The organism is Psychrobacter sp. Marseille-P5312 (genome assembly GCF_900291405.1).
Lineage (GTDB): Bacteria > Pseudomonadota > Gammaproteobacteria > Pseudomonadales > Moraxellaceae > Psychrobacter > Psychrobacter celer.
This window is the reverse complement of record NZ_OLML01000001.1, coordinates 3,028,904-3,055,644: the sequence shown is the minus strand read 5'-3', so window position 1 is coordinate 3,055,644 and position 26,741 is coordinate 3,028,904. Positions and strand designations below refer to the sequence as shown.

General features: G+C 47.2%; 27 protein-coding genes. 12 read left to right on the top strand and 15 right to left on the bottom strand.

Going from position 1 to position 26,741, the window contains the following annotated elements; genetic code table 11:
* Positions 1-94 precede the first annotated feature (94 nt).
* The 4 genes from C6W44_RS13060 to gspK are packed head-to-tail and all read left to right on the top strand — an operon-like array spanning position 95 to position 3,206.
* Positions 95-844, top strand: coding sequence for a prepilin-type N-terminal cleavage/methylation domain-containing protein (locus C6W44_RS13060; protein ID WP_227526449.1), 750 nt, complete (start codon positions 95-97; stop codon positions 842-844).
* A 3-nt stretch (positions 845-847) separates the two neighbouring features.
* Positions 848-1,321 (top strand): type II secretion system minor pseudopilin GspI, encoded by a 474-nt coding sequence (gene gspI, locus C6W44_RS13055; RefSeq protein ID WP_105246274.1) that lies wholly within the window; start codon positions 848-850, stop codon positions 1,319-1,321.
* The gene (gene gspJ / locus C6W44_RS13050) at positions 1,318-2,139 is read left to right on the top strand and encodes a type II secretion system minor pseudopilin GspJ (RefSeq protein WP_105246272.1); all 822 of its coding nucleotides are present in this window, start codon (positions 1,318-1,320) and stop codon (positions 2,137-2,139) included. The genes gspI and gspJ overlap by 4 nt, the downstream gene beginning before the upstream one ends.
* 38 nt (positions 2,140-2,177) lie before the next feature.
* Positions 2,178-3,206, top strand: coding sequence for a type II secretion system minor pseudopilin GspK (gene gspK / locus C6W44_RS13045; protein ID WP_105246723.1), 1,029 nt, complete (start codon positions 2,178-2,180; stop codon positions 3,204-3,206).
* 12 nt (positions 3,207-3,218) lie between these two features.
* Here gspK and C6W44_RS13040 read toward each other — a convergent pair whose 3' ends face one another.
* From C6W44_RS13040 to ychF, 4 genes are all read right to left on the bottom strand, one after another.
* Positions 3,219-3,899 carry a TetR family transcriptional regulator gene (locus tag C6W44_RS13040; RefSeq protein WP_105246270.1) on the bottom strand — a complete coding sequence of 227 codons (681 nt, stop codon included), beginning with the start codon at positions 3,897-3,899 and terminating at the stop codon, positions 3,219-3,221.
* Between the two features lie 145 nt (positions 3,900-4,044).
* Positions 4,045-5,493: a deoxyguanosinetriphosphate triphosphohydrolase gene (locus C6W44_RS13035; protein ID WP_199774489.1), complete on the bottom strand. Its 1,449-nt coding sequence runs from the start codon at positions 5,491-5,493 to the stop codon at positions 4,045-4,047.
* A 120-nt stretch (positions 5,494-5,613) separates the two neighbouring features.
* Positions 5,614-6,165, bottom strand: coding sequence for a hypothetical protein (locus C6W44_RS13030; protein ID WP_105246266.1), 552 nt, complete (start codon positions 6,163-6,165; stop codon positions 5,614-5,616).
* Positions 6,166-6,479: 314 nt separating this feature from the next.
* Positions 6,480-7,571 carry a redox-regulated ATPase YchF gene (gene ychF / locus C6W44_RS13025; RefSeq protein WP_105246264.1) on the bottom strand — a complete coding sequence of 364 codons (1,092 nt, stop codon included), beginning with the start codon at positions 7,569-7,571 and terminating at the stop codon, positions 6,480-6,482.
* A gap of 453 nt (positions 7,572-8,024) precedes the next feature.
* Between ychF and C6W44_RS13020 the strand changes: the two genes are divergently transcribed.
* From C6W44_RS13020 to arfB, 3 genes are all read left to right on the top strand, one after another.
* Complete coding sequence (locus C6W44_RS13020; RefSeq protein ID WP_105246262.1) at positions 8,025-9,272, top strand: NAD(P)/FAD-dependent oxidoreductase; 1,248 nt, start codon at positions 8,025-8,027, stop codon at positions 9,270-9,272.
* 64 nt (positions 9,273-9,336) lie between these two features.
* The gene (locus C6W44_RS13015; RefSeq protein WP_075101582.1) at positions 9,337-9,675 is read left to right on the top strand and encodes a RidA family protein; all 339 of its coding nucleotides are present in this window, start codon (positions 9,337-9,339) and stop codon (positions 9,673-9,675) included.
* Between the two features lie 218 nt (positions 9,676-9,893).
* The gene (gene arfB, locus C6W44_RS13010) at positions 9,894-10,307 is read left to right on the top strand and encodes an alternative ribosome rescue aminoacyl-tRNA hydrolase ArfB (RefSeq protein ID WP_105246259.1); all 414 of its coding nucleotides are present in this window, start codon (positions 9,894-9,896) and stop codon (positions 10,305-10,307) included.
* 38 nt (positions 10,308-10,345) lie between these two features.
* Here arfB and C6W44_RS13005 read toward each other — a convergent pair whose 3' ends face one another.
* The 5 genes from C6W44_RS13005 to C6W44_RS12980 form a co-directional block, all read right to left on the bottom strand.
* Complete coding sequence (locus C6W44_RS13005) at positions 10,346-11,161, bottom strand: enoyl-CoA hydratase (RefSeq protein ID WP_105246257.1); 816 nt, start codon at positions 11,159-11,161, stop codon at positions 10,346-10,348.
* Positions 11,162-11,482: 321 nt separating this feature from the next.
* Positions 11,483-12,637 (bottom strand): RNA-guided endonuclease InsQ/TnpB family protein, encoded by a 1,155-nt coding sequence (locus C6W44_RS13000; RefSeq protein WP_093071385.1) that lies wholly within the window; start codon positions 12,635-12,637, stop codon positions 11,483-11,485.
* Entirely contained in the window at positions 12,634-13,170 is a 537-nt protein-coding gene (locus tag C6W44_RS12995; protein ID WP_105246255.1) for an IS607 family transposase, read from the bottom strand. The genes C6W44_RS13000 and C6W44_RS12995 overlap by 4 nt, the downstream gene beginning before the upstream one ends.
* 371 nt (positions 13,171-13,541) lie before the next feature.
* On the bottom strand, positions 13,542-14,684 hold the full coding sequence (locus tag C6W44_RS12985; RefSeq protein ID WP_105246253.1) for a glycerate kinase: 1,143 nt from the start codon (positions 14,682-14,684) through the stop codon (positions 13,542-13,544).
* A gap of 65 nt (positions 14,685-14,749) precedes the next feature.
* Positions 14,750-16,099 carry a GntP family permease gene (locus C6W44_RS12980; protein WP_105246251.1) on the bottom strand — a complete coding sequence of 450 codons (1,350 nt, stop codon included), beginning with the start codon at positions 16,097-16,099 and terminating at the stop codon, positions 14,750-14,752.
* 287 nt (positions 16,100-16,386) lie between these two features.
* On the opposite strand from C6W44_RS12980, the gene cobT reads away from it, so the two are divergent.
* From cobT to C6W44_RS12965, 3 genes are all read left to right on the top strand, one after another.
* On the top strand, positions 16,387-17,463 hold the full coding sequence (cobT, locus tag C6W44_RS12975; protein ID WP_105246249.1) for a nicotinate-nucleotide--dimethylbenzimidazole phosphoribosyltransferase: 1,077 nt from the start codon (positions 16,387-16,389) through the stop codon (positions 17,461-17,463).
* The gene (gene cobS / locus C6W44_RS12970) at positions 17,463-18,299 is read left to right on the top strand and encodes an adenosylcobinamide-GDP ribazoletransferase (RefSeq protein WP_105246247.1); all 837 of its coding nucleotides are present in this window, start codon (positions 17,463-17,465) and stop codon (positions 18,297-18,299) included. The genes cobT and cobS overlap by 1 nt, the downstream gene beginning before the upstream one ends.
* Positions 18,300-18,472: 173 nt before the next feature.
* Positions 18,473-19,033 carry a histidine phosphatase family protein gene (locus C6W44_RS12965; protein ID WP_105246245.1) on the top strand — a complete coding sequence of 187 codons (561 nt, stop codon included), beginning with the start codon at positions 18,473-18,475 and terminating at the stop codon, positions 19,031-19,033.
* 152 nt (positions 19,034-19,185) lie between these two features.
* Here the strand turns inward: C6W44_RS12965 and C6W44_RS12960 are convergent, their stop codons facing one another.
* The 6 genes from C6W44_RS12960 to ppsA all read right to left on the bottom strand — a co-directional run bounded on the left by C6W44_RS12960 (position 19,186) and on the right by ppsA (position 24,698).
* Positions 19,186-19,455 (bottom strand): hypothetical protein, encoded by a 270-nt coding sequence (locus C6W44_RS12960; protein WP_227526448.1) that lies wholly within the window; start codon positions 19,453-19,455, stop codon positions 19,186-19,188.
* Between the two features lie 245 nt (positions 19,456-19,700).
* Complete coding sequence (gene rplI / locus C6W44_RS12955; protein WP_075102155.1) at positions 19,701-20,210, bottom strand: 50S ribosomal protein L9; 510 nt, start codon at positions 20,208-20,210, stop codon at positions 19,701-19,703.
* A 25-nt stretch (positions 20,211-20,235) separates the two neighbouring features.
* Entirely contained in the window at positions 20,236-20,463 is a 228-nt protein-coding gene (rpsR, locus tag C6W44_RS12950; RefSeq protein WP_058368567.1) for a 30S ribosomal protein S18, read from the bottom strand.
* A 16-nt stretch (positions 20,464-20,479) separates the two neighbouring features.
* The gene (gene rpsF, locus C6W44_RS12945; protein WP_075102154.1) at positions 20,480-20,878 is read right to left on the bottom strand and encodes a 30S ribosomal protein S6; all 399 of its coding nucleotides are present in this window, start codon (positions 20,876-20,878) and stop codon (positions 20,480-20,482) included.
* A 300-nt stretch (positions 20,879-21,178) separates the two neighbouring features.
* A complete protein-coding gene (locus tag C6W44_RS12940; protein ID WP_227526447.1) occupies positions 21,179-22,159 on the bottom strand; it encodes an RDD family protein in 981 nt (326 codons plus the stop codon).
* A gap of 154 nt (positions 22,160-22,313) precedes the next feature.
* Entirely contained in the window at positions 22,314-24,698 is a 2,385-nt protein-coding gene (gene ppsA, locus C6W44_RS12935; protein WP_105246241.1) for a phosphoenolpyruvate synthase, read from the bottom strand.
* A 626-nt stretch (positions 24,699-25,324) separates the two neighbouring features.
* Between ppsA and C6W44_RS12930 the strand changes: the two genes are divergently transcribed.
* Both C6W44_RS12930 and C6W44_RS12925 read left to right on the top strand, forming a co-directional pair.
* Positions 25,325-26,221 carry a pyruvate, water dikinase regulatory protein gene (locus C6W44_RS12930; protein ID WP_105246239.1) on the top strand — a complete coding sequence of 299 codons (897 nt, stop codon included), beginning with the start codon at positions 25,325-25,327 and terminating at the stop codon, positions 26,219-26,221.
* Between the two features lie 79 nt (positions 26,222-26,300).
* Positions 26,301-26,705 carry a DUF4377 domain-containing protein gene (locus tag C6W44_RS12925; protein ID WP_105246237.1) on the top strand — a complete coding sequence of 135 codons (405 nt, stop codon included), beginning with the start codon at positions 26,301-26,303 and terminating at the stop codon, positions 26,703-26,705.
* Positions 26,706-26,741 lie beyond the last annotated feature (36 nt).

Below are 26,741 nucleotides of genomic sequence, written 5' to 3'. Positions count from 1 at the left end.
GGTCACTGTCAAGATTCAGACTCGCTCAGCGACCAGCTCTCTAAGGTTGATTCAATCAGAATTTAGTCAATATAGGCTGTATGACAAGGCGCTTATGACTGATGCTGATGACCCTACACTTCCTTTCATAAAAAACGCCCGTACTTCTGGTGTTCATATTGCTGCTTCGACACACTCGCACTTCATGTCTTCTAAATCTCAAACAGGCTTTACACTGGTCGAAATCGTGGTAGTGGTGGTCATCTTGTCAATATTCGCTGGCATGATGAGCCTATCTGTGGGCAGTAGCGAAGCACGTAAAAACCGCGCGTTTTATGAGCATCTGACCGACTCACTCAGCTATGTACGGTTATTGTCCGCTGAGCGTATGCAGCCGATGGGTCTTAGTCTGCAGGCCGATAAGCGCGGTCAGGTGACGCCTGTGATCGTGACCTTGTCCAATCCCTATGCCGCGTATCAGGCAGCGAGCGTCTCAGCAGATAGCAATGATAGTACGCCCAAAAATGCCATGGAGCTGTCGGCAGAGTTGTCTACCATGAGCGGTGGTTCTGATGAAGCCTTGCCAACGCCAAGCTGGGAGCCTGAGACGGAGGTGACGCTGCCTGAGCTGCCATCTGGTGTTCATATCAGGGTGCAGAGCTTGGCGGCTGTAGAGGTCTCAAGCGCTCAGCAAGCTCAGACATTGCAGCCTTGGTTTGTCGGTCAGATGGTGCCGCAGGTGGTTTGGTTTGGTACAGGGCAGGCCACGCCGGTGACCATCGAGGTGCTGCATGAGGCGCGGCTGGTAGGTGATGTGATCACGATCATGCCCGACGGTAGTATGATGATTGGACAAGGACAGTAAGTGATGAGTCAACACACCAACGCTTATGATAAAGCTGCCTCATCACATTTAGAGCAGAGCCAGCGCGGCTTTACGTTGATAGAGGTGATGGTGGCGCTAGCAATTTTGGCCGTGGTTGCTGTGGCAGCCAGCCGCGCCAGTAGTGCTTATTTAAGCTCAGTCGACATACTGCGTACTCGTACACTGGCGCATTTTGTGGCACAAAACGCGGCGGCGGATTTACGTATTCAAGAGACGTGGCTGACGGCCAATCGCACTCAAACGATCAATGCCCAAGGCCGAGATTGGCAGGTGGTCATGACGGTCAATGAGGCGATCACGCCTGCGCTAAAAGAAGTAAATATCTCAGTTGCGCCGATAGTAGATGGCCAAGCACGTACGGCTGTGACCGATATCAGTGTGATGCTAAGCAATAGTGAGCAAGACATCGGCAGCCTAGATTTAGCAGGTTTGGCCGCATCTGGCGGTGCGCCATGAGGCAGCAGCGGGGCTTTACTTTACTAGAGCTACTGCTAGCAATGGCGATATTTGCCATGCTCGCAGTCGCAGGGTGGCAAGTGTTTGACAGTGTCAGCAAGTCGCGTGAGCGCGCCCAGCGTCATGCAGATGATTTGGCAGTATTACAATACGCGTATTTGCAGTTGCAACAAGATATGGGGCAAGTCATTGCTTATCAGGCGAATGAAGCGTCAACGACTGACGACTTAACCAATAATAGCAGCACAGATCCGCAAGCAACACTTCCGCCGCCTCAGCCGTTTATGAGCGTGGATGGCGAGTCTGTCAGTTTTGTACGATTTGCCGATCCTGATCCACGCTATCAGAGTAGCGCTAGTGTGCAGCGGATCACCTATGTGTTTGCTAACGATCAGCTAATTCGCCGTCAATATCATAGTATCCATAGTATGAATGGCGAGAGCACAAGCTTAGATAGTGTGCTATTAAAAGGCGTGAGTGCAGGACGCTGGCAGGCATTAATGCCAGAGCCAAGCGATCAGTTCCCTAATACAGAGGGTGGGCGCTTGGGCACATCGGCAAATCAAACGAGCCGCGTAGCCAATACAGCTAATACTCAGGCCAAAATCACTCTTTTGCCAAAAGGTGTGGCGGTGAGCTTTACTTATCAAGACATGCCAATCACGTGGCAATGGGCGCTCGCTCCTAAGTCGCTAGCTGTTGATAGCTTTAAAACAGCAAATACAGTTAATGATGGTAACAGCAATAACAACAGCAACAACAGTAACAATGATGATAATGGCGGTGCCCAAAACGATGACGCAGGGGGCGGTGTCTAAATGCATCCTTTATTCGATACTAGAGGGCAGTTATGTCGATGACAGCGAACTCACAGCGCGGAGTTGCCTTATTGACGATATTGCTACTGGTGGTCAGCATCACCGTCGTGGCAGGTGCCATGCTGGCCAGTCAAAAGATTGCCATTAGACGCAGTGGGTTATTGTTTGAGCAAAACCAGCTTTTACAAGACATCCATGCTGGTCAACAGCTGGCCGTGACGCTGATTCGCGCTGACGATACGCTAAATGAAACGGATAGTGAGCAAGATATTTGGGCGCAGCCGATCCCGCCGTATACCTTGGATGGGCACAGTATTAGCATCGAGGTGCGTGATGAAGCCAGTCGATTTAATATCAATAACTTATATCATGACGGCGCAGTGGATGGCACCGCATTGGCGGTATTTCAGAGGTTGCTGGTACAGTTAAATTTGGCACCAGAGATTGCTATAGCTGTGCTTGACTACCAAGATAGTGACAGCACGGTTTATCAAGATGGCGGTGATGAAGGTGTGGTCTATGAACAGCAATCGAGGGGCGCGGCCAGCACACTGCCCAATCAGCCATTTGTCAGTGTGGAGCAGCTACAAGATATCGAAAAGGTCAGCGCTGAGGATTTAGCAGCACTACGTCCTTATATCACTGCAGTGCCTTATTATTTGCCTATAAATATCAATACTGCCAGTCCAGTTTTGCTCGCTGCCCTGACAGAGACGGCTGATCGTCAGCAGATGCAGGCGCTGGTCGATATGCGCGGCCAGCAAGCATTAGCGGCGATTGATGCGCTGTGGCAACTACCAGCGCTTGCTACGGTGAGCGCTGACGAGCGCCAAGCGTTGACTCCGCTGCTTGCTACCGAAAGCCAAGCATTTGTGGCGCTGATCACGGCCGCTGATACTGGTGCCGCAAAACAACGCTTTGCCACCATACTGATCAGCAAAACGCCTGCCAATGCCGCAAACAGTAGTGGCGGCAACAATGAGAGCGTCGCGAGTGAGACCGATAAAATCGCTAAGCATATTCAGGTGGTGGCACAGCGCTTGTGGGCCTTTAGACCCAGCTTTTAAGCTGTAGAGCCGCTAATCTTTTAAACGAGTCTCTTCGCTTGATTTCCAGTTGTACGCACCATAAAACAGCATCTGTGCTTGCCGAGTACAGTTATGGAGCATCATTTGTTTGTTTTTTTCGACTTCGTTTAGATCGATCTCGTCATCATGATCTTCGGTGTAAGTCAGCTCCAACCAATCGATGATCCAAGAAAAAAACATATTGATGCCAGCTTCAGCCAGTAGCCGTCGATCATAAGCATTGATGTGAGTAAAGGCTGGCTGCAACGCTAAGTCATCTGCTAAGTTTTGCGTGTGGTTTTTGACCAGATCGCTGATGGCTTTGCGCACCGCATCAGAGCCGCCATAGCGCTCACTGACCAAAAACTGCCAATAGTACGGCTGATCGCTAACCATATACAAAAACAGCTGGATACTTTTGGCGATTTGCCGATCAAAACTGCGCTTACGGCCAATCTGCAGGCTATCACTCAGTATAGCGAGTGTACTGCCTAGCTCCTCAATCACTAAGGCTCGACCAAGCGATTCCATATCGTCAAAATGCCGATAAAATGCCGTCGGCACCACGCCCACCTCGCGGGTGACCTGCCGAAGGCTAATAGAGCTAAAGGCTTGCCCAGTCATACATAAATCGAGCACCGCATTAAAAAAAGCGTGCCGAGTTTGAAGTTTTTTTTGTTCGCGACTACTCATAGTATTTCAAAAGTTATCCAGTAAAGGGTTATCATACGCATTTTAGCGCACAAATACGACCAAAATACGCAACGACTGTTAACTCAATAGTCGCCATATCGCACCCACTCATTTTGTTTATCACGGTTTTTCAAATGAACGCGTCTTATACCACCTTCCCCCAATGCCCCTGCAACTCTTGCGCCAGTCGATAGGCCTCATGATCATTCATACCCGTAATAAAGTCTAGAATGCTTAAAATATTATGATAAATATTGTCTGATAACGTACGGCGATGCTCATCTAAGTGCGGCTGTAGCAGCTTTAGCAAACGCTCCTGCTCAAAAGACATAGGCTGCACGGCGCTTATGATCGTACTCCCCGTCCACGCCAGCGGCATAAAGGCATCTAAAAGACGATGCAGGCATTGATTGGCCATAAGCTCCATACGTACTTTACTTGGATGGTTAAATATCTGCTCACGCGCCAGCTGTTTGGCTTGATGGATGCCGCTTTGTACGCTGGTATCACAGTGGGCAAATAGGCTACCGCTAAGGGTTCCGGCCAGTAACGCGTCATCATTGGCAACAAAAGCATCCGTCACGGTATTGACCAAACGCATCATCGCCCGCGCGCGCAGTGATGCCAGACTTTGCCTGACAGACATATGAGCAGGTAACTCGATGGTACAAGGTCGCTCACCGATCAGCTCATAAAATATCGCCGCCACATCTTGATAGGTCAGCATATTTAGATTGATGCCGTCTTCTAAATCAATCAATGCGTAACAAATATCATCCGCCGCCTCTAATAGATACGCCAGTGGATGACGGGCAAAACCGTCATGCTGCTTGGAGCGCGGCAGGTTTAAACACGATGCTAAGGTTTCTAGCTGCGCCGCTTCACTATAAAAGCAGCCAAATTTTTGTACTTTTTTGGCTTGCGATGGACGGGATTGTAAGGTGGCAGCAGGGCGCTGCGGATAGGTAAGTTGTGAGCTGTCATTGCTGTGGGTGGCCAGCCAAGGATATTTCATAAAAGCGCCTAAGGTTGCGCAAGTCAAACGCATGCCGCCTTTATCAGGATGATGCTCGTTACGTGCGAGCAAACGAAACCCTTGCGCGTTACCTTCGTAAGCCAATAAATCCAACTGCTCAGAGGAGGATAAATGCTGCAAAACCGCTTGCCGCTCAGGATGGGCAAACCAGTCGCGAATGGCGTACTCACCTGCGTGCCCAAATGGCGGGTTGCCGATATCGTGGGCCAAACATGCCGCTTGCACGATGACGCCGACATCAGCAGGCGAGACCCCAGCGGGCAGACCGTGGGACAGCTTATCATGGAGCTTTTCTGCTGCCATCATACCCAAAGAGCGCCCGATACAAGAGACTTCAAGAGAGTGGGTCAGACGGGTATGAATACCCAGCTGATTGGTCAAGGGATGTACTTGAGTCTTTTGATTGAGCTGACGAAAAGAGTGCGAAAATACCAGCCTGTCATAGTCTTTATGAAACTGGGAGCGAGTGCTGGTATTGGCATTGTGTTTTTTATGAGCGCCGAGGCGCTGAGCGTTTAGAAGATGAGACCATTGGGTGGTGGCAGACGACAAAGACATAGAGGTGCCTAGCATATAAAAATATCCGAAACCAAGGGAGCCTCTAGCATAGCAAAATAGCATTCTTGGTACAGCTGCTACTTAGTACCGCTTTCGTACCACCGCTCAGCGTGATGATAATTAGGCTGTATGGCAGTTAAAAAGTATCTGCTCATCGCTGATGGCGACCTCATCATCTAAGGTTTTGCTCAGTAGTATCGCCTCATCACCACTGACTTGCCAGATGATGCCGTGGCGATCATCAAGACCGATATCGCTCATATAGGTTTGTTGGTCATTGCTCTCAGCGCTGGCGGCCAAGTCGTATTCGATACCATCGATGAGCAAATGCGCTGTCTGCGGTGTACTGTCGCTATGATAAGAAACGCCAATAGTAGCAGTAGGCTCACAAGAGAAAGTAGTGCTGTTGCTGGTATGAGCTGCATGATCGTGACCTGCGTGCGCATGTTCCTCATGACTATGACCTTCATGACTGTGATCTTCATGATTATTAGGCTCTTCATGACCATGTTCCATATCACTATGCTCTTCGTAGCCGTGCTTTTCATGCTCTTTATTGTCATGAATTTCATGACCTTGTTCATGATCGGCGTGGTTATCTACTGGTGCTTCTTTAGATACCGCTGTATCGGTATCGTTGTTTGGCTGACAGCCCAATAAAGAGCCTGCCATCACACTTCCTAATATAGTAATACCTGCAAGTCTAGAACAATAATTATTCACAGTATGAGGCCTCAAATAAGCGAAATAAAGATATGTTATAATATAACAATATAGCGATAAAATAAAGCCGATGATGGAGAATATCCAACATCGGCCAATTAATTTTAAACAAGCTATAGTCGATACACTTTAAAAATGTCATAGCGCTACTGGGATGAATTTTGCGCAGCCTCTGGGAACGCAGCACGCAAGTAAAATTTATACCAGTAGCGCGTTCAAATCCATAACAGTTTTACATTCAGCTAACTATGTACTATTGAAAGTTACACGTTAAATCTAAAGTGCATCACATCGCCGTCTTGGACGATATAAGTCTTGCCTTCTAGGCGAGATTTACCAGCGGCTGCAGCGCCTTTTTCGCCGTTATACTCGATAAAGTCGTCATAAGCGATGACCTCAGCACGAATAAAGCCGCGCTCAAAGTCAGTATGAATAACGCCAGCTGCTTGCGGTGCAGTAGCGCCGACAGCGACCGTCCATGCGCGCACTTCTTTGACCCCAGCAGTAAAGTAGGTCTGCATATCAAGTAAGTCGTAACCTGCACGAATCACTTGATCAAGACCGGCTTCTTCCATGCCCATGTCTTCTAAAAAGTCTTTTTTGTCGTCTTCGTCGAGCTGCGCGATTTCAGATTCGATTTGGTTGCACAAAGCGATAACGATAGAGTCTTCGCCTGTGGCATAGTTGCGCACCGCATCAAGATAAGGATTGTTTTCAAAACCATCCTCGCTTACGTTGGCGATATACATGGTCGGTTTCAAAGTGATCAAACCATAGCTGCGGATCAGTTTTTGCTCATCTTTATCCAGACCTGCTGCGCGTGCTGCTTTGCCTTCAGCCAATAAAGGTTCGATTTTCTTAAACACCTCAAGCATGGCCTGCGCGTCTTTGTCACCGCCTTTGGCTTTTTTGCTTTGGTTTTGAATAGCGCGCTCGACTGCTTCTAAGTCTGCGAGCGCCAGCTCTGTATTGATGGTTTCGATGTCATCAATAGGGCTGACGCGGCCGTCGACGTGGACGACGTTGTCATCGTCGAAACAGCGTACCACATGTGCAATCGCGTCGGTCTCACGGATATTGGCCAAAAACTGGTTGCCCATGCCTTCGCCTTTTGAGGCTCCTGCGACCAAACCTGCGATATCGACAAACTCCATGGTCGTGGGTAGCACGCGCTCAGGATTGACGATATCGGCCAGTTTTTTGAGACGAGGATCTGGCACAGGGACGATGCCAGTATTGGGGTCTTTGGTACAAAACGGAAAGTTTTCAGCAGCGATGCCCGCTTTGGTCAACGCATTAAATAAGGTGGATTTGCCCACGTTTGGTAGGCCGACGATGCCGCAATTAAAACCCATAATGCTCTCTCGATAGTATTATAAAATAAGGTCGGCCGATGCTCGATGAAAGCGCCAGCCAAAATTGGGCATATTGTAGCAAATTTTCCGAGGATAAGGGTGAGGTTGTTGCGGTGTATTTGGACTCAAATATCTGTCGCAAAACTGGTCTCAGTACTCACATCAAAATACACATATGACGATGCCCTCGTTATGGGCGCTCTTATGAGCTATCGCCACGTGTGATTTTCGCGTAGGTGCGCCGCAATATCAGGCGAGTGGGGTACTTGCGGGCTTTATTTTTAATAAAATGGCTTGTTATTCCTGAAGAAAATACCTTTATTAAAAACGTATAACCAAAAGTATTTTTCGGCGAAAAAATCCGTTAAATATGGGTTTATTAATTATCAGGTTCGCGTTATTATCACCCCCCTAATATGCAAGACTTTACTACCTGTTAGGAAAGGATATTCTATGCGCTATGAGGTTATTGTTATTGGTGCTGGCATGGTTGGCACCTCAATTGCGTGGCATCTACAAAAAAATAATTCGCAAGTACTGTTACTAGATAAAAAACTCCCAGGGTCAGAGACCTCTTATGGAAATGCTGGCTTGATCCAGCGTGAAGCCATCCACACTCACCCTTTCCCGCGTCAGCTGACAGAGATGATTCGCGTACTGCCCAACCAAGGTACCGATATCCGTTATCGGATACCGGCTCTCTTGCGTTATCATCAAGCCTTGCTGCAATACTGGAAGTACTCGGCGCCAGCCACGGTTAAAAAAATCGAAGCTGAGTGGCAGACGCTGATTGCGCATTGTACCAGTGAGCATCAAACCATGATTTCGGCATCTGGTGCCGATGAGCTGATCACGCGTGATGGATGGTTGCAGCTGCATCGCTCTGAAGACACCTTTAAAGAGGCGATTGAATCAGCCATTGCAGCTCGTGAGCAGGGCGTTGAGCACAACGTACTGAGTCTTGCAGAGTTGAAAGCGATGGAGCCGAGTGCCAATTTTGATGGGTTTGTGGGCGCGATTCATTGGCTCAACTCGTGGCAAGTTTCAAACCCAAGCGCCTTGGTCAAAGCTTACGCCAAAAACTTCGAAGAGATGCAAGGGACGATCAAAGAAAGTGACGTAAAAGAAATCGTCAAAGAAGGTGAAGGCTGGAAAATCATCACGGATAAAGAGACCTACTATAGTGATAAGCTGGTCATCGCCGCCGGCCCTTGGTCAAACGACTTGATCAAACCATTGGGTTATAACCTGCCGTTGTTCCCGATGCGCGGCTACCATCAGCACTTTAAAGTGACGAACAAAAACACCATCCATCACAGTATGTTTGATATGGACAAAGGCTTTGTCATGGGACCGATGCAGCAAGGTATTCGCATCACTACTGGTGCTGAGATGACCACCATGAACGCGCCAAAAAACTTCGGTCAATTACAGACCGTCCTAAAATTCGCGCGCAAAATTCTACCGCTAGATGACGCTGTCGAGAGCGAAGCGTGGGCAGGCTCGCGCCCTTGTATGCCAGATATGAAGCCGGTCATTGGCCCTGCACCTAAGCATGACAAGCTCTGGTTTGCCTTTGGTCACAGCCATCAAGGCTTTACTTTGGGGCCGATGACAGGACGCATCGTAGAAGAGATGATTCATGATAAGCCGCTATTGGTCGATATCACCCCATTTAGCGCTCAGCGTTTTTCTCGCTAGGCGTTAGAGCTGCTTACCGGACAAATGCAACTTAACTTTCATTAGATATTAAGGATAAAATACGATGAAAAAGCTACACAGCAATCAGCGTATGAGTAAAATCGTGGTACACAACCAGACCGTTTATCTGTGCGGTCAGGTGGGTAACGCAGAAGACGACATCAAAGCCCAAACCCTCACTTGCCTAGAAAAAATCCAAGCATTGCTCGAAGAGGTTGGTAGCGATAAATCAAAGCTACTCTCAGTGACCGTTTGGATTAAAGACATGGCAGACTTTGCTGCGATGAATGAAGTCTGGGATAAGTGGTTTGAAGGCATACAGCCACCAGCGCGTGCTTGCGGCGAGTCTGCACTGGCGCGTCCTGAGCTACTCGTCGAGATGATTGCCACTGCCGCAGAGTAACTTAGCGTTGCTACGAGCGCAGCGCTGCTACTAGTATGCAGTCAGAGCCAAACAAAAAGGACATGATAGCGATATCGTGTCCTTTTTCATTGGTATTTTTTATTAGTATTGTCCTTTGGCTTCTTGCTGTTAGCTTTTTTGTCATTACTCTACTGCGGTTTATAAATGCTAGGTTAAGCCCCATATCATAAAAACCATATACAACAAAAAAGAGTCTTATGATTTTTATCAGCCATACCATGCGTCTGAGCGATAGCGACGTGGACATGCATGCCATTCGTGCGCAAGGGGCAGGCGGACAAAACGTCAATAAAGTCGCCTCGGCCATTCACCTGCGCTTTGATATCAATGCCTCAAGCTTAAGCGAGGAGCACAAACAGCGTTTATTAAACAGTAAAGACAGCCGTGTCACCAAAGATGGTATCTTTGTATTAAAAGCGCAGCAGTACCGTACGCAGGAGCGCAATAAGATAGATGCGCTTGAGCGCCTCAAAGCCTTTATTTTGCAATCCACGAAAACGCTGCCGACACGTAAACCGACCAAACCCAGCAAAAGTGCTAAGCGTAAACGGGTCGATCAAAAGACGCAGCGCGGCAAAATAAAAGCGTTACGCGGCAAGGTGGATTTTTAATCACATGTTTAGTCATGCGTTCTGGCGCGTGAGTCTTATCATCCCGTCCATACAGCATCGCGCTTTTCGATAAACGCATCAATGCCCTCACGCACGTCATCTGCCATCATATTGCAGCTCATCACTTTGCCTGCATAGTCATAGGCGTCTGCCAAGTCCATCTCCAACTGCTGATAAAACATATCCTTGCCAGTTTTGAGCGCGACAGAGGATTTGGCAGTGATGCTATCGATTAAAGAGTGTAGGCTAGCCGCCAACTGATCCGCTGGCGCGACACGGTTAATGAGCCCTTGCTGCAAGGCGGTACGGGCATCGATAAATTCACCAGTGATGAGCATCTCAAATGCTTGCTTGCGAGGGAGGTTGCGACTGACAGCGACAGCCGGCGTCGAGCAAAACAGCCCGACATTGATACCAGAGGTGGCAAACTTGGCTTCATCAGCCGCCACGGCGAGATCGCAAGCGGCGACCAGCTGACAGCCTGCGGCAGTGGCGATGCCCTGTATCTTGGCAATCACGACTTGCGGCATCTGGTTGATGGTCAGCATCATTTGGCTGCATTGTTTAAATAATGCGCTGTGAAATGCTTCATCCGAGTGGGCGCGCATTTCTTTTAGATTGTGACCTGCACAAAATGCCTTGCCAGCCGCCGCGATGACGACCATACGGATATTGCTGTCTTGGGCGATATTGTCCAGCTCTGTCTGCATGGCGGTGAGCATATCGCTTGATAGCGCATTGAATTGTTTGGGGCGATTGAGAGTAAGCGTGACGACGCCGTTTGCCTCTTTATGGTTTTCTCTGATAACGAACGTCTCATTGGCCTCAGGCGTAGGCGTATGGGTGTTGTACATTTATCTTCCTTGATAATGGGACATAAACCCAAATGATAGCATGGCTTATCAGTGATATAACAGCTGACTTGTGTTGAATATCCGTTATAAAAATAGCGTACTCAAATCATGAGTACGCTATGTAAGAGGCAATAAATCTGCGGCCTAGTATGCACCGTTCCAAAAATCTTACTCAAACCTAGCCAGTATTGACTATTAGATAGGTTTAACGTTTTCTTTCTGCTTCATTGTCACGCGCTATTTCTCATTTGAGATTTAGACTGACCACGACTCCACAGACTTTTTTAATTGGCGATGGAACTCACCGTCCAATAAACAGGATTATGCAGCTGTTAAAATAACAGTCGCGTTATTTAAAATATTGATGCTGGCGTTGAGGTCACGGTCATGAGAAACCTGACAGTTAGGGCACAACCACTCACGCATTTTCAATGTTAGCTCATCTTTACCAAGGATATGATTGCAGTTTGAACAGGTTTTTGAGCTTGGGTAGAAGGGTCCGACTGATTTCACAACCTTGCCTTGCTCAGTGGCTTTGTAGATAAGCTGTCGCTTAAACTCAAAGAAACCCAAGTCACTGATAGCTCTTGATAGCCGCCTGTTCTTAACCATACCTTTGACATTCAAATCCTCAATCGCAATCACATCGAACTCATTAACCAGACTTGTTGTGATTTGATGGAGAGAATCTTGCCTAATACACCTGATCTTATAGTGCAAACGAGAGAGCTTGGTTTTCGCTTTTTCTCTGTTTTTACTGCCTTTTTTAGTGCGACTGAGCGCTTTGTTTAGCGTTCTTAGTTTTTTAAGGTTTGCTTGAAGTGGTTTTGGCGCTTTAATTTTAGTGCCGTCTGATAAAACCAGTAAGTCGGTAATACCAAGATCAACACCAACGCTTTTACCTGTCTTTTTAGTAGGAATTACAGCTTTTTGTATTTCAACAGCCACACTAACAAACCACTTACCGCCACGTTTAGAGATGGTGGCTGACATGATCTTGCCGTCAAAACGTAAAGCTTCTTTTAAGCGAACCCAGCCCAAGTTTGGGATACGAATGGATTTACCTTTAATGGCAAATTGGTCGTTGGATAAACTGAATCTATCGTCACGGCCTTTTTTACGAGCGGTTGGGTATTTCGCTAAGCCTTTAAAGAAGTTGTTATAAGCATCACCCAACTGCATGATTGCCGCCTGCGGAGCGCATTTGGTCACTTCCAGCATATAGGGGAATAATTCACGCTTAATGGCGTTCAATTCGCGTCTGAGCTTCGCCTGTGAGGGCTTGTTTAGATTTTTAGTATCAACCTCAACGCCTGCGGCCAAACACGCATCACGGTACGCTTTGTCAAGCGCATACTGCCGCTGCCACTCATGCAAAGCCCAGTTGTAGGCTTTTCTCGCCACGCCACAAGCACGAGCAAGGTGATTTGCCTGTACGTTGTTTGGCTTGAGTTCGATAATGTGTCCACGGATCATAATGCTTTTTTAACCGCCTCTATTAATTGTTGGTTTTTCTTGCTGCNAAAACTAGACTCTTCACCTTGATTGATTATTACCACTTCAACGTCACGAGCCTCACACAACATGAAAACCAGTTCTGCACCAAATCGTAAAAGCCTGTCTTTATGGGTAATTACCAGCCGTTCAACTTTATTGCTCAGTATGTCATCAAGCAGGTTTTTTAAGCCTTTCTTTTTATAATCCATTCCACTACCAAGATCGGTAATCGTCTCAAAAGTCCAGCCTTGCCTGGCACAATAAAGTTCCAAAACTTGAGACTGGAGAAGTAAGTCGTCTTTTTGATCACGACTCGACACACGAGCATAAGCAATGGTTTTTCGGTCTAATTTAGGTGGTGTATTCAAGGAATGCGGTCTGATTTCACTTAAATCATATCGCCTATGCCCGTTTTCGGTTCGCTTGGCGACTAACGTACCATCCTCATCCCAACGTCTTAATGTGGATTGAGCAACCCCGAAATGTTTGGCAGCCTCCCCAATACTAACCAGTTTCCCCTTAACTTGCTCTCTATATTATAGATATAATCTATCTATTATAGTAATAAATAGGTAGGTTCGTATATGTTTTATTTAACTGTTTGCAACCCTCACTATATATTAGCTCATAGCTGTGGCTATATATCTCAACAATATTGCCAAACGGGTCTTTCATTTAAGTCATACGATAAGGCTTTTGGTTAGGGTAATAATAGCGCAGTTTTCCCATACGCTTTTTGCCACCAGCGGCGACGATGCGCTCGGCCAGCTCTTCTACGTTTGGGTCTTGCACACCAATTATCATCGAGGCAGTAAAAAGCTGGCTAACCTAAAAAAGGTACGTATTTTGTTTTTTCTACTGTTTAATGATCAGGGCAGTGGCTTTATATTTGCTCGAGAGATTGCCCAAGTTTAATAGCCGCTGCAATATTGCTCGCAGTGGTCTCGATACTGTCATAAGCGCTGCCTAATACCTTATCTAGGCTATCTAGTTTTTGGATACTGGGCATGACGATGTCAAAGTGACTGGCTTGAGCCGCGGTCAGTTTGTCCACGCTACCACAAATGGCAATCACAGGTTTGCCGCCAGCTTTGGCAAGTTGGCTGATACCACCTGCGACTTTGCCCATGGCGCTTTGGGCATCGAGCCTGCCTTCACCAGTAATCACCAAGTCAGCGTTTGCAATGTGCGCTGGTAAGCTGACCGCTTCGGCTACGGTATCAAACCCTGACTTTAGGCGAGCGCCGCAAAAGCTCATCAAGGCAAAGCCAAGACCGCCTGCAGCGCCGGCACCAGCGACGTCTTGACAGCTTTGATAGCCATACTGTTCAGATACCTCTCCAAAATGACTTAGCGCCTTATCTAGTAGCGCCACTTGCTCAGGACTGGCGCCTTTTTGTGGCCCAAAGATAGCACTGGCGCCCGATGATCCGCATAACGGATTGGTCACATCACAGGCCACTTCAAAGGTGGTATCTCGCAGCTTTGGATGTAGTTGTGAGATATCTAGCTGTGACAGATGAGCAAGCGCACTACCGCCTTGTACCAAAGGCACGCCATCATGATCATAAAACGTAATACCCAGCGCCGTTAGCATACCGAGTCCAGCGTCGTTGGTAGCACTACCGCCTAGCCCAATAATGATGCGCTTGACGCCTTCATCCAACGCATCGGCGATCAGCTCACCCACCCCGTAAGTGCTGGTGGCTAGCGGGTTGCGCTTATCCGTCGTCAATAAATGCAGACCGCAGGCGTGTGCAATCTCAATCACGGCCGTCTCATTCTCTAGTAATAGATACTTGGCGGTGATGGGGCGCATGAGTGGATCGTTGACCAGCACTTCTTTCCAGCGTCCGCCCCGTACATAAGAGAGCACCGCAGAGGTGCCTTCGCCGCCATCAGCCATGGGCAGCAGCGTATAGTCGGCATTGGCAAACACCTGACTAAAACCAGACTGAATAGCGCGGCACACATCTAGCGCTTCTAAGCTTTCTTTAAATGAGTCAGGGGCAATTAAAATATTCATGTATGTCTCTTTGCTTATCTTATATTTTTTGCTTATACAGTCGATTCAATTTTATAAACCAGCAATTAAATAAATACCAAGGTCAACAGCCAGATAAAGAGGATGCTGGTCATACCTTGAATGCCAGTCGCCATGGAGTGCGCTTTGTACGCTTGCGCGACACTCATACGACTAAACTGACTGACAATCCAAAAGAAGCTGTCGTTGGCGTGCGAGACTGTCATGGCACCGGCGCCAATCGCCATCACACAAAACACGCGGCCAAGCTCGCTGTCGAGACCAATTTGATCCAATAACGGTGCGACCATCGCTGAGGTGGTGACCAGCGCGACAGTGGTCGAGCCTTGCGCGGTTTTTAGCGCAGCCGAGACGATAAATGGCATAAAAATACCCAGCCCTAATGCCGATAGTGTGGTGCCTAAATAGTCGCCAATGGGTGTAATCTTTAGCATAGCGCCAAACGCACCGCCTGCGCCAGTGATGAGCAAGATAGGGGCTGCCACCACGAGGCCTTGCGAGATGCTATCGCTAATCTCCTGCGTTTTTTGTTCAGTGTTGATCAGTAAAAACGATAAAAATAGCCCAATGAGCAGTGCTGTCAAAGGATTGCCAATAAAGATGAGGATGTCTGCCAGCGTGCCGCTACCGAAAGGCGCGCTTGGAAAGTTGGCAATAGAAGATAAGCAAATCAAGACGATAGGCACGATAATCGGCAAAAACGCCATCGTGGCTGACGGCATACTGCCATAATCATCGCGAGTTTTGATATTGTCAGGTATTGTCGCTGAGGGTGCACTTGTATTATCAGGTGTAACATTCAAAAAGCGATTGGACCACCACCAGCCGGCCAATACCGCAACAGCTGTCACCACCACGCCGACCATGATGACCAAACCCAGATTGGACTCTAAGCCCAAGTTACCCGCTGCAGCGATGGGCCCTGGGGTTGGCGGCACAAAGGTATGAGTGGCGTATAGACCTGTCGCCAAGGCGATACTCATCGCCACGCTAGATACTTTTAGGCGCTCGGCCAAAGACTCTTTTAATGAGTTTAAAATAATATAGCCTGAGTCACAAAATACAGGGATTGAGACGACAGAACCGACGATAGACATGGTCAAAGTCGGGAAACGTGGCCCCAAAACCTTGATGACAGACTCCGCCATCACAATGGCGGCGCCGGTTTTTTCTAGGATAAGCCCGATGATAGTACCAAAAACAATGACCAGACCAATATAGCCTAAGATACCACCAAAGCCATCAGAGATAGTCTTGGCGACGGTGTTGAGCGGTACTTGATAAAATAGCGCGACCAAAAAGGCAGATAGGATCAGCACTAAAAACGGATGCCATTTTAGCTTTGCGGTGGCAAAAATAATAAAAAGAATGGTCAGCACAAGCCAAAATACAATCATTACTGTCTCTACATAATAGGGTGGATATCATCACGGCTTGTGTCGCTGGTTATGCTCGTGCTTGTGTCAGTGCTGATATGCTTATCAGCAAACACCTGCCATCAAGCAAAGCCAACATAGAACAACAGCAGTCATGATATGAGTTTTTAAAGGCGCATATTCTATAGCAAATACAGGCAGCGAGGAAATTTATTTAGCATAGTAGTCGGTGTCGACTGCCTTTGGTTATGCCAAAAACCCCACACTCTGCTAGTATGTACTCTTTGTTTAATAGCATCGACATTAGGATGACTGTCTTGACTATCTTGCCCACCTTTACTGCCCCAACCATTGCCACGATAGAAAACAACGAGCTACGCCAGCATCTACAGCAAATCATCGACCTCAAAACCAAACCACGTGGCGCGCTGGGTCGTTTAGAGTCGCTGGCGCTGCAAATCGGCATGATTCAAGGGACGACGAGGCCGCAGATTTATCAGCCGCAAATTCGAGTGTTTGCTGCCGATCACGGTTTAACCAAACATGGCACCTCGGCCTATCCAAGTGCTGTCACCGCGCAAATGGTTTATAACTTCTTGCAAGGCGGTGCGGCGATCAATGTGTTTGCCCGTCAGCATGATATCGAGCTAAAGGTCGTCGATGCGGGAGTAGATGCAGACTTTGCCAATTCTCCTTTTAAAGACCATCCGCAGCTGCTCGATTATAAAGTTCGATACGGTAGCCGAGATGCTCTTAGCGAGCCTGCCATGAGCGAAGCGGAGTGCATCGCTGCTCTAAACAATGGTATGAAAGTGGCTAAAGACTTGGCAGGTAATTTGCTCATCGTCGGTGAGATGGGTATTGGCAATACGTCGGCGGCGAGTCTGTTACTGGCACGCTTGGGTGAGGTGTCGATTACTGATTGTATCGGCCGCGGTACGGGACTTGACGATGCGGGACTACAGCATAAAACAACAGTTTTGACCCAAGTGTTGCAGCGGCATAAAAACGCACAGACGCCATTAGAAGTACTGGCGGCATTAGGCGGGCTTGAGATCGCCATGATGGCAGGGGCACTGATTCAAGCCGCCAGTGAGCGCCGTATTTTATTAATTGATGGTTTTATTGCCAGTAGTGCGCTATTGGCTGCCGAGCATCTAGCGCCAGGTGTCGCGCAGTATGCCATCTTTGCTCATCACTCAGTCGAGCCAGGACATGCGCATTTATTAAAATTGCTAAACGCTGAGCCATTACTCGATATGGGTATGCGTCTGGGCGAGGGTAGTGGGTCTGCGCTTGCTTATCCACTATTGCAGTCCGCTTGCAGCTTTATAAACGAGATGGCAAGCTTTAGTGATGCTGGCATCAGTGAGCAAAACAGCTAATGTCAAAGTTACTAAATAAGCCACCAAGCATTGATCAATGTATCAAACAAGAAGGCATACTGTTACTGGTTGCGGTGCAGTTTTTGACGCGCCTGCCGGTGCCCGTGTTTAAAACCTACGATCCGCAGTGGTTACACCAGAGTAGTCGTCATTTTCCCGCCGTTGGTTTGCTCGTTGGGCTGCTTTGTGCTGGCGTGTTTTGGCTGGCTAGTTTGTTGTTTACGCCCTTGGTCGCGGCGGTGATAAGTACGGTCTTTGGGATAAGGCTGACTGGCGCCTTTCACGAAGACGGCCTTGCCGATAGCTGTGATGGACTGGGCGGTGGTCTGACCCGCGAGCGCACTTTAACGATTATGAAAGACTCGCGCTTAGGCACTTATGGCGTGTTAGGTCTGGTGTCGGCGCTATTGATTAAGATTTCTTTACTGGCGTCCATGCCGTCATCGGTGGCTATCGTCGCGCTAATTATTGCTCATACCGCGTCGCGCTTATTATGTATCAGTTTGCTTGCGCTATTGCCGTATGGCGGCGAGGTCGAGCATGCCAAGGCCAAACCGATGGCGCAGCAGCTGACACCGCTACAAGCGCTGTTTAGTAGTGGTTGGCTATTGGTGGCAGGCGCGCTCGTTGTTTACTTGTTTCCGAGCACTGTGCAGCAGATTGGTCTGAGCCAATGGATAGTAGCGCTGATATTGGCGCTGCTGGCGACAGACTATATGCGCCGCTTATTACGTAGGCGTTTAGATGGCTATACGGGCGATGGGCTAGGGGCGACGCAGCAGGTAAGTGAAATCGCCATATATGCGGGGCTGGCTGCTTCTATACCTTTTGTCTGAAGTATATAGTCAGTCCTAAATGAAAAGAGTACAAGTATTATGACGCGCTACTGGTATAAATTTTCCTTGCTTGCTGTGCCTACGCAGACAGATGCTACGAAAAACTCATCCCAGTAGCACTGTGTTTATTTTATGGTGAATTGACTATAAAAAAACAGGAGGCAAATCCACCAATGACACTTTATATTTGGCGGCATCCAAAACCCATGGCCACTGATGGGCGCTGCATCGGCCAAAGTGATGTGGCCGTCGATAAGCGCAAATTAAAACGTCTGGCGCATCGTATCGAGCGTTTTGTGCGGCGGCATCAACTGCCAAAGGTGATCTGGGTAAGCCCATTACAGCGCTCACTCAAAGTCGGGCAGATATTGGCGCAGCGCGGTTTTGCTTGTCATGTCGCCCCTGAGCTCGCTGAGATTAATTTTGGTCAATGGGATGGTCGAGATTGGGCGCAAATCGCCAAGCAAGAGATCGATGACTGGTGTGCTAACTTTGCTCACTTTGCGCCTGATGGTGGCGAGAGCTTGCAGCAGTTATTTGAGCGTGTGGAGAACTGGTTAAATGACATGGCTGCACAAAATAGTGGTCAAAAACCAATATTAGCAGTCGGTCATGCAGGCTGGATAACTGCTGCCAAGATGATTGATGCTGAGCAGGATGTGCCGAAGATAGCAGCAGATTGGCCAGCTTCAGTGGCGTACGGGGAGCGCCAAGACTTGCCTTTTCTTTTTTGAGCGTGTTTTCAATGCCAGCTTCCACGATAATACAATTGAAAATATACCCTAATGACATGCTCTAATAAAAAGGCTCATAGCAAAAAACTGGCCATGTGTAATGACCAGTGTATTTTATCTTCTGCAGCGATGGACAAGGGCTTTTGCATCATTTAAGCAATCTTATCAAACCATGCTTTGTTATTATCAGGCGTCATAGAATCGAAGCTGACATAAATACCTCTTTCATCTAGTGTGGCATACCAGTGATCGTCATTACTGCCAGTCAGCAGTTGAAAATACTTATTATTTACAATTCTACCGACAGTATAAATCTCACCTTCTGCATAAAACTTATTACCTTGGATACATAGCAATTTATCATTGGTATTTATCACACGGCTGTCTAATGTTTTATCGTTCAACGTATTGTTATTTGGCATACTATTCGTCGTACCCTATCAACAAATGAGAGGGCTATAGGATAACAGTCAGATAATTAAATATATAGAGGGTTTTATAGAGGTTATCTTATCATTAAGTATAAGATATTTAAGGTTTTATTGCAGATAGTTGCTAGAGTATATCATCGGGTCGCAACAAATAAGTCAAGCGAGATTAGCAGCGATCAGCAATAAAAAAAGCCAGCGACATGATGTCACTGGCTTTTTTAGACTGCTACAAAGGCTTACTCTTCTGAGTAATCTTCGTTGTCGTCTTCTACATCGTCAGCTGCGTCTTCATTGTCGCCATCTTCAGACAAGATAGTAACCAAGATGCTAGCAGTCACGTCATGATGTAGCTGAATATCAACATTGTATTCGCCCACTTGACGTAGAGTGCCTTCAGGTAGCTTGATTTCAGCACGGTCTACTTCTAGACCTGAGTTAGTCAATGCTTCAGCGATATCGCGAGTACCGATAGAGCCAAATAGCTTGCCTTCGTCACCTGATTTAGCACGCATGATGACATTAACGTCAGTTAATGCGTCAGCACGCTCTTGAGCAGTAGCGATTTCTTTTGCTTCTTCAGCTTCAAGCTCAGCACGACGTGCTTCGAACTTTTCAATGTTAGCTTTGGTCGCAGGTAGCGCTTTGCCCTGAGGGATAAGAAAGTTACGACCGTAACCTGGTTTTACATCGACAGTTTCACCGAGTTTACCAAGGTTGACGATACGCTGTAACAAAATAATTTGCATGAGTCATTCCTAGTTAACGGTTAAATTACTGATGGTTGTCAGTATACGGAAGTAGTGAAAGGTAACGAGCTTGCTTGATAGCAGTGGCTAGTTGACGCTGATACTTAGTAGACGTACCGGTAATACGGCTTGGTACGATTTTACCATTATCACTGATGTACTGTTTTAGCAATTCAACATCTTTATAGTCGATGTGAGTGATGCCTTCAGCAGTGAAACGGCAGAATTTGCGACGGCGATAGAAACGTGCCATGAGTATTCTCCTTTAATTAGTCTTCACTGTTGTCGTTGTCGTCGTTTTCACGATTGTCTGGACGACGAGTAGTTGCTTTGCGTGCGCGTTTTTCATCGGCATTCTTGGCTAACTGCGACTCTTCAGTGACAGCTTCGTCACGGCGCATAACTAGACTACGAATGATCGCGTCGTTATAGCGGAATAATTCTTCAAGTTCAGCTAAAGTATCACCGTCAGTTTCGATGTTGAAAAGAACGTAGTGAGCTTTGTGAATCTTGTTGATTGGATAAGCCAATTGACGGCGGCCCCAATCTTCAAGGCGATGGATAGCACCACCGTTGTCTTGAACCAACTTGATATAGCGTTCAACCATGCCGACCACTTGGTCGCTTTGGTCTGGGTGTACAAGTAACACCAGTTCGTAATGTCGCATTATGACTCCTTACGGATTAGTAGCTATTGACCCTATGTCAGTAGCAAGGAGATTTATAAGGTAAACCCAACGCCCAGTTTTATAAAATCCTATTTATAAAAATAGTTCTTATAAGATCTTGGAGATAAGCTTAGTTTATAAAGCGCCGTATTATAACAGTAGTGAGTGGCTAATACAAAGGTTAATCACTCACGCATTGCCGGTAATACTAAAAAAGCCACGATCATGCGCTGCTTTTTCAGTATTTAAAGAGGTATTTAAGGATAAATTTAGAGATCGAGCTTGTTATTTATCGGTTGATTATTTCAGAGTTGGCTTTTTTGTCAGCTGACTGCTGTCGGCTTTGACCACCAACGTCTTAGCCAGTTTGTCATGCCAACCGATGTTTTCAGGGCTTTTGGAGGCCATATAATAATGAACGGCGACAACGACAAATCCTAAAAAGCTGGTAAACGAAAATAGCAAATTATAAATAATAAACAGCAGTAATGTACGCATACCGATGAGCTTGGTAAATGAGGGCAGGCGATGAGTGGTTTGATCGACCACACGAATACCAGTGATTAGCTTACCCAGTGACTGCCCGCGTAATGCAATAAATACCAGTTGCAGCGCAAATAGGCCAAACACCATGATTTGCGACATCATCAATGTGCTACTAGGTAGGCTCTCCATCAATGTCATTGAGTACTGGTACGCGGCGTCCATATCTTGGATGTTTTGAAACTTACTATAGTCGACATCCATTTTGGTCAGTGCCATCACCAGCGGAAATATCGCCAGCAGATATAGCAGTCCATTGATGGCAGTCGCTAAGACCCGTGACATAATTGGCGCTAGTACGACGTCGCCAACGACTTTATCTTGGTTGGTGGCAGCTTTATTCAGCTGAGTTTTGTTTAATGAGACGTTGTGATGCGGGGTGTGGTGACGATTGGTCGTCATGTCGACCTTGGTATTATTCGCCGTATCTTTACGCTCAGGCTTGCCGTACAGTCTATCTAAAGACACAGGCTTGTCGGTTTGCTTACCTGAGGCATTGTCTTCTGGAAAGATAGTGACGTTGTTAATGATAGAGTCATTGACCTCAGCGCCATTAACCGGAGCGGGTGTATAGACCGTTTGGTTGTTGGTTAAGGTGCCGACACGTTGCCATTGCTCCAAGCCTTCATGCCACATCAGATCATCTAGCACCACTTCGCCAGATGCCAACATGATATTGAGCTGCTCCAAATTGTATGGACCAGCTTGTACGTTATTTCGAGCAAGAAAAATTTGCATAATTGCCTGCATAGTTAGTCAAATATTAAGTCACTGTTTTTAAGCCACTACTTGTCTCACATTATATTAGGGTCTATTTGAAAAAATCAAATAGACCCTAAAAGTAGTACTTGTAATGACTGTGTCAGTCACCGTCGTGACTTAATGTAACGGCTTATTTCTTGTCTTCACCAGCTAAGAAGAACCAAGTGTCTAGCACTGAGTCAGGGTTTAGTGACACAGAGCTGATGCCTTGTTCCATGAGCCAGAATGCTAGATCTGGATGGTCAGATGGACCTTGACCACAGATGCCGACGTACTTGTTTTGCTTACGGCAAGCTTCGATAGCCATGGTCAACAGTTTCTTAACCGCAGGGTCGCGCTCATCAAATAAGTGAGAGACGATACCTGAGTCACGGTCAAGACCGAGCGTTAGCTGAGTCAAGTCATTAGAGCCGATTGAGAAACCATCGAAATGCTCAAGGAATTCTTCTGCCAATAGAGCGTTGGTCGGTAGCTCACACATCATGATAACGCGTAGACCATTCTCGCCGCGTTTTAGGCCATTTTTCTCAAGCAACTCGATGACTTGACGTGCTTCGTCAGTGGTACGAACGAATGGAATCATGATCTCAACGTTGGTCAAGCCCATCTCGTCGCGGACACGTTTTAGTGCTTTACACTCAAGCTCAAAGCAGTCGCGGAAGTTGTCAGACACATAACGGCTGGCACCACGGAAGCCTAGCATTGGGTTTTCTTCTGATGGCTCGTATAGCTTACCACCCAATAGGTTGGCATATTCGTTTGATTTAAAGTCAGACATCCGAACGATGACAGGCTGGTCCATAAAGGCAACCGCTAGGGTTGAGATACCTTCGACCAATTTATCAACATAAAAATCGACAGGTGAGGCATAGCCTGCGATACGCTCATGAATGGCTTGTGAGATTTCGCGTGGCAAGCTATTCATGTTTAGTAGCGCTTTTGGATGCACACCAATCATACGGTTGATGATAAACTCAAGACGAGCAAGGCCGATACCTTCGTTTGGCATTTGGGTAAATGAGAAGGCGCGGTCTGGGTTGCCGACGTTCATCATTACTTTAAATGCTAGCTCTGGCATGGTCTCGACAGAGTTGGTTTGTACTTCAAAGTCGATCTGACCTTCGTAGATAAAGCCTGTGTCGCCTTCGGCACAAGAGGCGGTGACGTCTTGACCGTCGACCAATAGCTCAGTGGCGTTACCACAACCAACAATCGCTGGTACACCTAGCTCACGAGCAATGATAGCCGCGTGACAGGTACGGCCACCGCGGTTGGTGATGATCGCAGAGGCGCGTTTCATGACCGGTTCCCAATCTGGATCCGTCATATCAGAGACTAATATGTCGCCTTCTTCTACTTTGTCCATCTCGTTTAGGTTGGTGACGATACGTACTTTACCTGAGCCGATACGCTGACCGATTGAACGACCTTCGCACAGTACTTTGGCATCAGTGGTATCGATGACATAACGCTCCATGACATTGCTGTCTTGGCGGCTTTTGACGGTCTCAGGGCGCGCCTGTACGATGAAGATTTCACCGCTGTCACCGTCTTTCGCCCACTCGATATCCATCGCTTGGCCATAATGCTGCTCGATGGTGACCGCTTGCTTGGCAAGTGAGGTTAGCTCTTCTGTGGTGAGTGAGAACTGCATGCGATCTTGTTTTTCAACATCAACGGTCTTCACTGATTTTGACGTGCTGCCTTCATCGCCATACACCATTTTCTTATGCTTGCTACCGAGGTTACGGCGAATAACGGCAGGCTTGCCATTGGCGAGTAATTTTTTAGAGATATAGAATTCGTCTGGGTTCACCGCGCCCTGTACGACCATTTCACCTAGGCCATAACTTGAGGTGATAAAGACCACTTGATCAAAGCCACTTTCGGTATCAAGGGTAAACATCACGCCCGCGGCGCCTGTTTCTGAGCGTACCATACGCTGTACAGCAGCCGATAGTGCCACGCCTTCGTGCTCAAAACCTTTGTGCACGCGATAAGAGATGGCACGGTCGTTATACAAAGAGGCAAATACTTCTTTAATAGCGATTAGGACGTTATCAATACCGCGAATGTTCAAGAAAGTCTCTTGTTGACCAGCAAATGACGCATCTGGCAAATCTTCGGCAGTCGCAGAAGAACGTACCGCAACCGCGATGTCTTCGCCGCCGCTCATGGCTTCAAATGACTTGCGTACTTCTTGCTCAAGGTCGCTTGGCAGCGCTTGCTCAATGATCCAAGTACGGATTTTTTTACCAGTGGCAGCAAGTTTGTTGACATCGTTAACATCTAACGCTTTTAGCTCGTTGTTGATCTTATCGAGCAAGCCTGTTTCGGTCAAAAAACGATTGAACGCATTGGAAGTCGTCGCAAAACCGCCTGGAACACTAACGCCTAAATCAGATAGGTGGCTGATCATCTCGCCGAGTGAGGCGTTTTTACCACCGACCATATCGATGTCGTCTTTTCCTAACTGATCTAGATTGATTACAAGTGCTGTAGATTGCGCTGCCATGATAACTCCAGAAAATAAGGTTATTTAGTAAAGATTATAACGGTGAATTATACCGCTATATTTGTAGAATTTCGAGGGGTTTGACCAAAAAAACTTGTGAAAAAGATACAAATTGTCGGATTTGCTACATAATTTATGATGACGCTATAAAAACAGCAATTATAAAGGGCTATCTGTGTCCAAAAAAGCTAAGAAAAAAATCCGTTTGTTGATATCTCCAAGCGCCCACCGTTTCGACTGATTTTACCAAAACTACCAGCAGTGATAACCACTAAAGCCATCGATGGATGTTTTATAAAGCCCGTCGCCTCAAAAACCACATAACGTGGCTGGTTTTTAGGAGGTATGGCACGGCTATTTGATCGCCTTTGCCGCGCACAGCCTTTGTGCCGGCATGGATGTTGGTGATAAGTGTACGCCTGTAACATTGATTTCTATTAGACTTCTATTATGCGTATAATATACAGCAGAAAAACAGGGCGCTCAGCCGTGCACGGTATGTATAATAAAGACCCAGATGCTATATATCAGACAACATATCAGATAACGCCATATAATAGACAAAAACTAAATGAAGACTCCTGTTGAGTTTTCAATCGATGAGTTTTCAACCGAGGTATCCACGCATGTACTCAAGCAATCCAGCTGAACAAGTCAAGCCCACCATTCAAAACCGCCACGCGCTAAACTTGGACAGCTCTCAGGCCATCAGAACCGCGTTTTTTATCTCAGATGGTACGGCGATTACGGCGGAGACGCTGGGCCGTGCGATCTTAAGTCAGTTTTCCTCGGTTCCTTTTGAGACCAGAGTGTTGCCTTATGTCGATAGCCTAGAGCGTGCTGAGGATGCGGTTGAGCAAATCAATATGGCTTATCAGCGTGATGGTTTGCTGCCATTGGTGTTTGATACCATCGTGAGCCCCGAGATTCGCGAAACAATCAACTCAGCGCACAGCTGTAACTTGGATATGTATGAGGGGCTGATCGGCCGCGTCGCAGAAGAGACTGGGGTAGAGCCAGACGGCCATTCAGGTCATGCTCATGATGATGTCGACTCCGAGACGTATAAAGAACGTATTGACGCGGTACATTTTGCCTTAGATAACGATGATGGGGCGCGCACCCGCCATTATAATGCTGCCGATATTATCTTGGTAGGGGTATCACGTTCGGGCAAAACACCGACGTCACTATATCTTGCGTTACAATTCGGTATTCGCGCCGCTAATTATCCATTGACCGAAGATGATCTGTATGACAATCAATTACCAAAACCCCTGCGCGAACACAAAGACAAGCTGTTTGGTTTACTGATTGATACCGATCGCTTGGTCAAGATTCGCCAAGAGCGCCGCGCGGGCAGCCGTTATTCGAGCTATCAGCAGTGTCAGCAAGAGCAGCGCGCCATACAAGGTATTTATATCACTCATGGCATCCCAAGCCTCGATGTCTCTGAGATGTCGGTAGAAGAGATTGCCACGCGTATCTTGCAGATGACGGGGCTAAAACGCTGCATCGGTTAGAATGCTGAGCGCTCACATTTTATACCTCCAGATTTATCACACTATCTTTATCAAACGGTCATTTTATATAGAGAAGATTATGCGTTCACTTTATCAAGCCAAAAAAACACCTTTATTATTAGCAAGCGTTATTAGCGCCGCGACGCTATTGAGTGCCTGCCAGACGTCGCCATTTGCTCGTGAGCCTGTGCCTGAGCCGCGTTATATTCCGAGTATTGTGCTTGGTGACGCTCAAACGCTCACCATTATGCCCAATCGTGTCGCCTGCGCCTCAGCGCTACCGATGCAATGCTTGCTGGCCAAATCTAGCAAAGATGGCAGTGTGTTTCAGATTCCTTATGACTGGATTGATGGCTTTGCGCCAAGCCTTGGCACCGAATACGTCATCAGTGTACGGCCACAGATCGACGAGGGGCAACAACGTCTGACGGGCCACTGGACGTTGCAAAATATCCTATCTCAACGTATGGTAGGCACCCCTTAGAGCTATGATTAAAGCTATGATAATGAGAAGATCTAT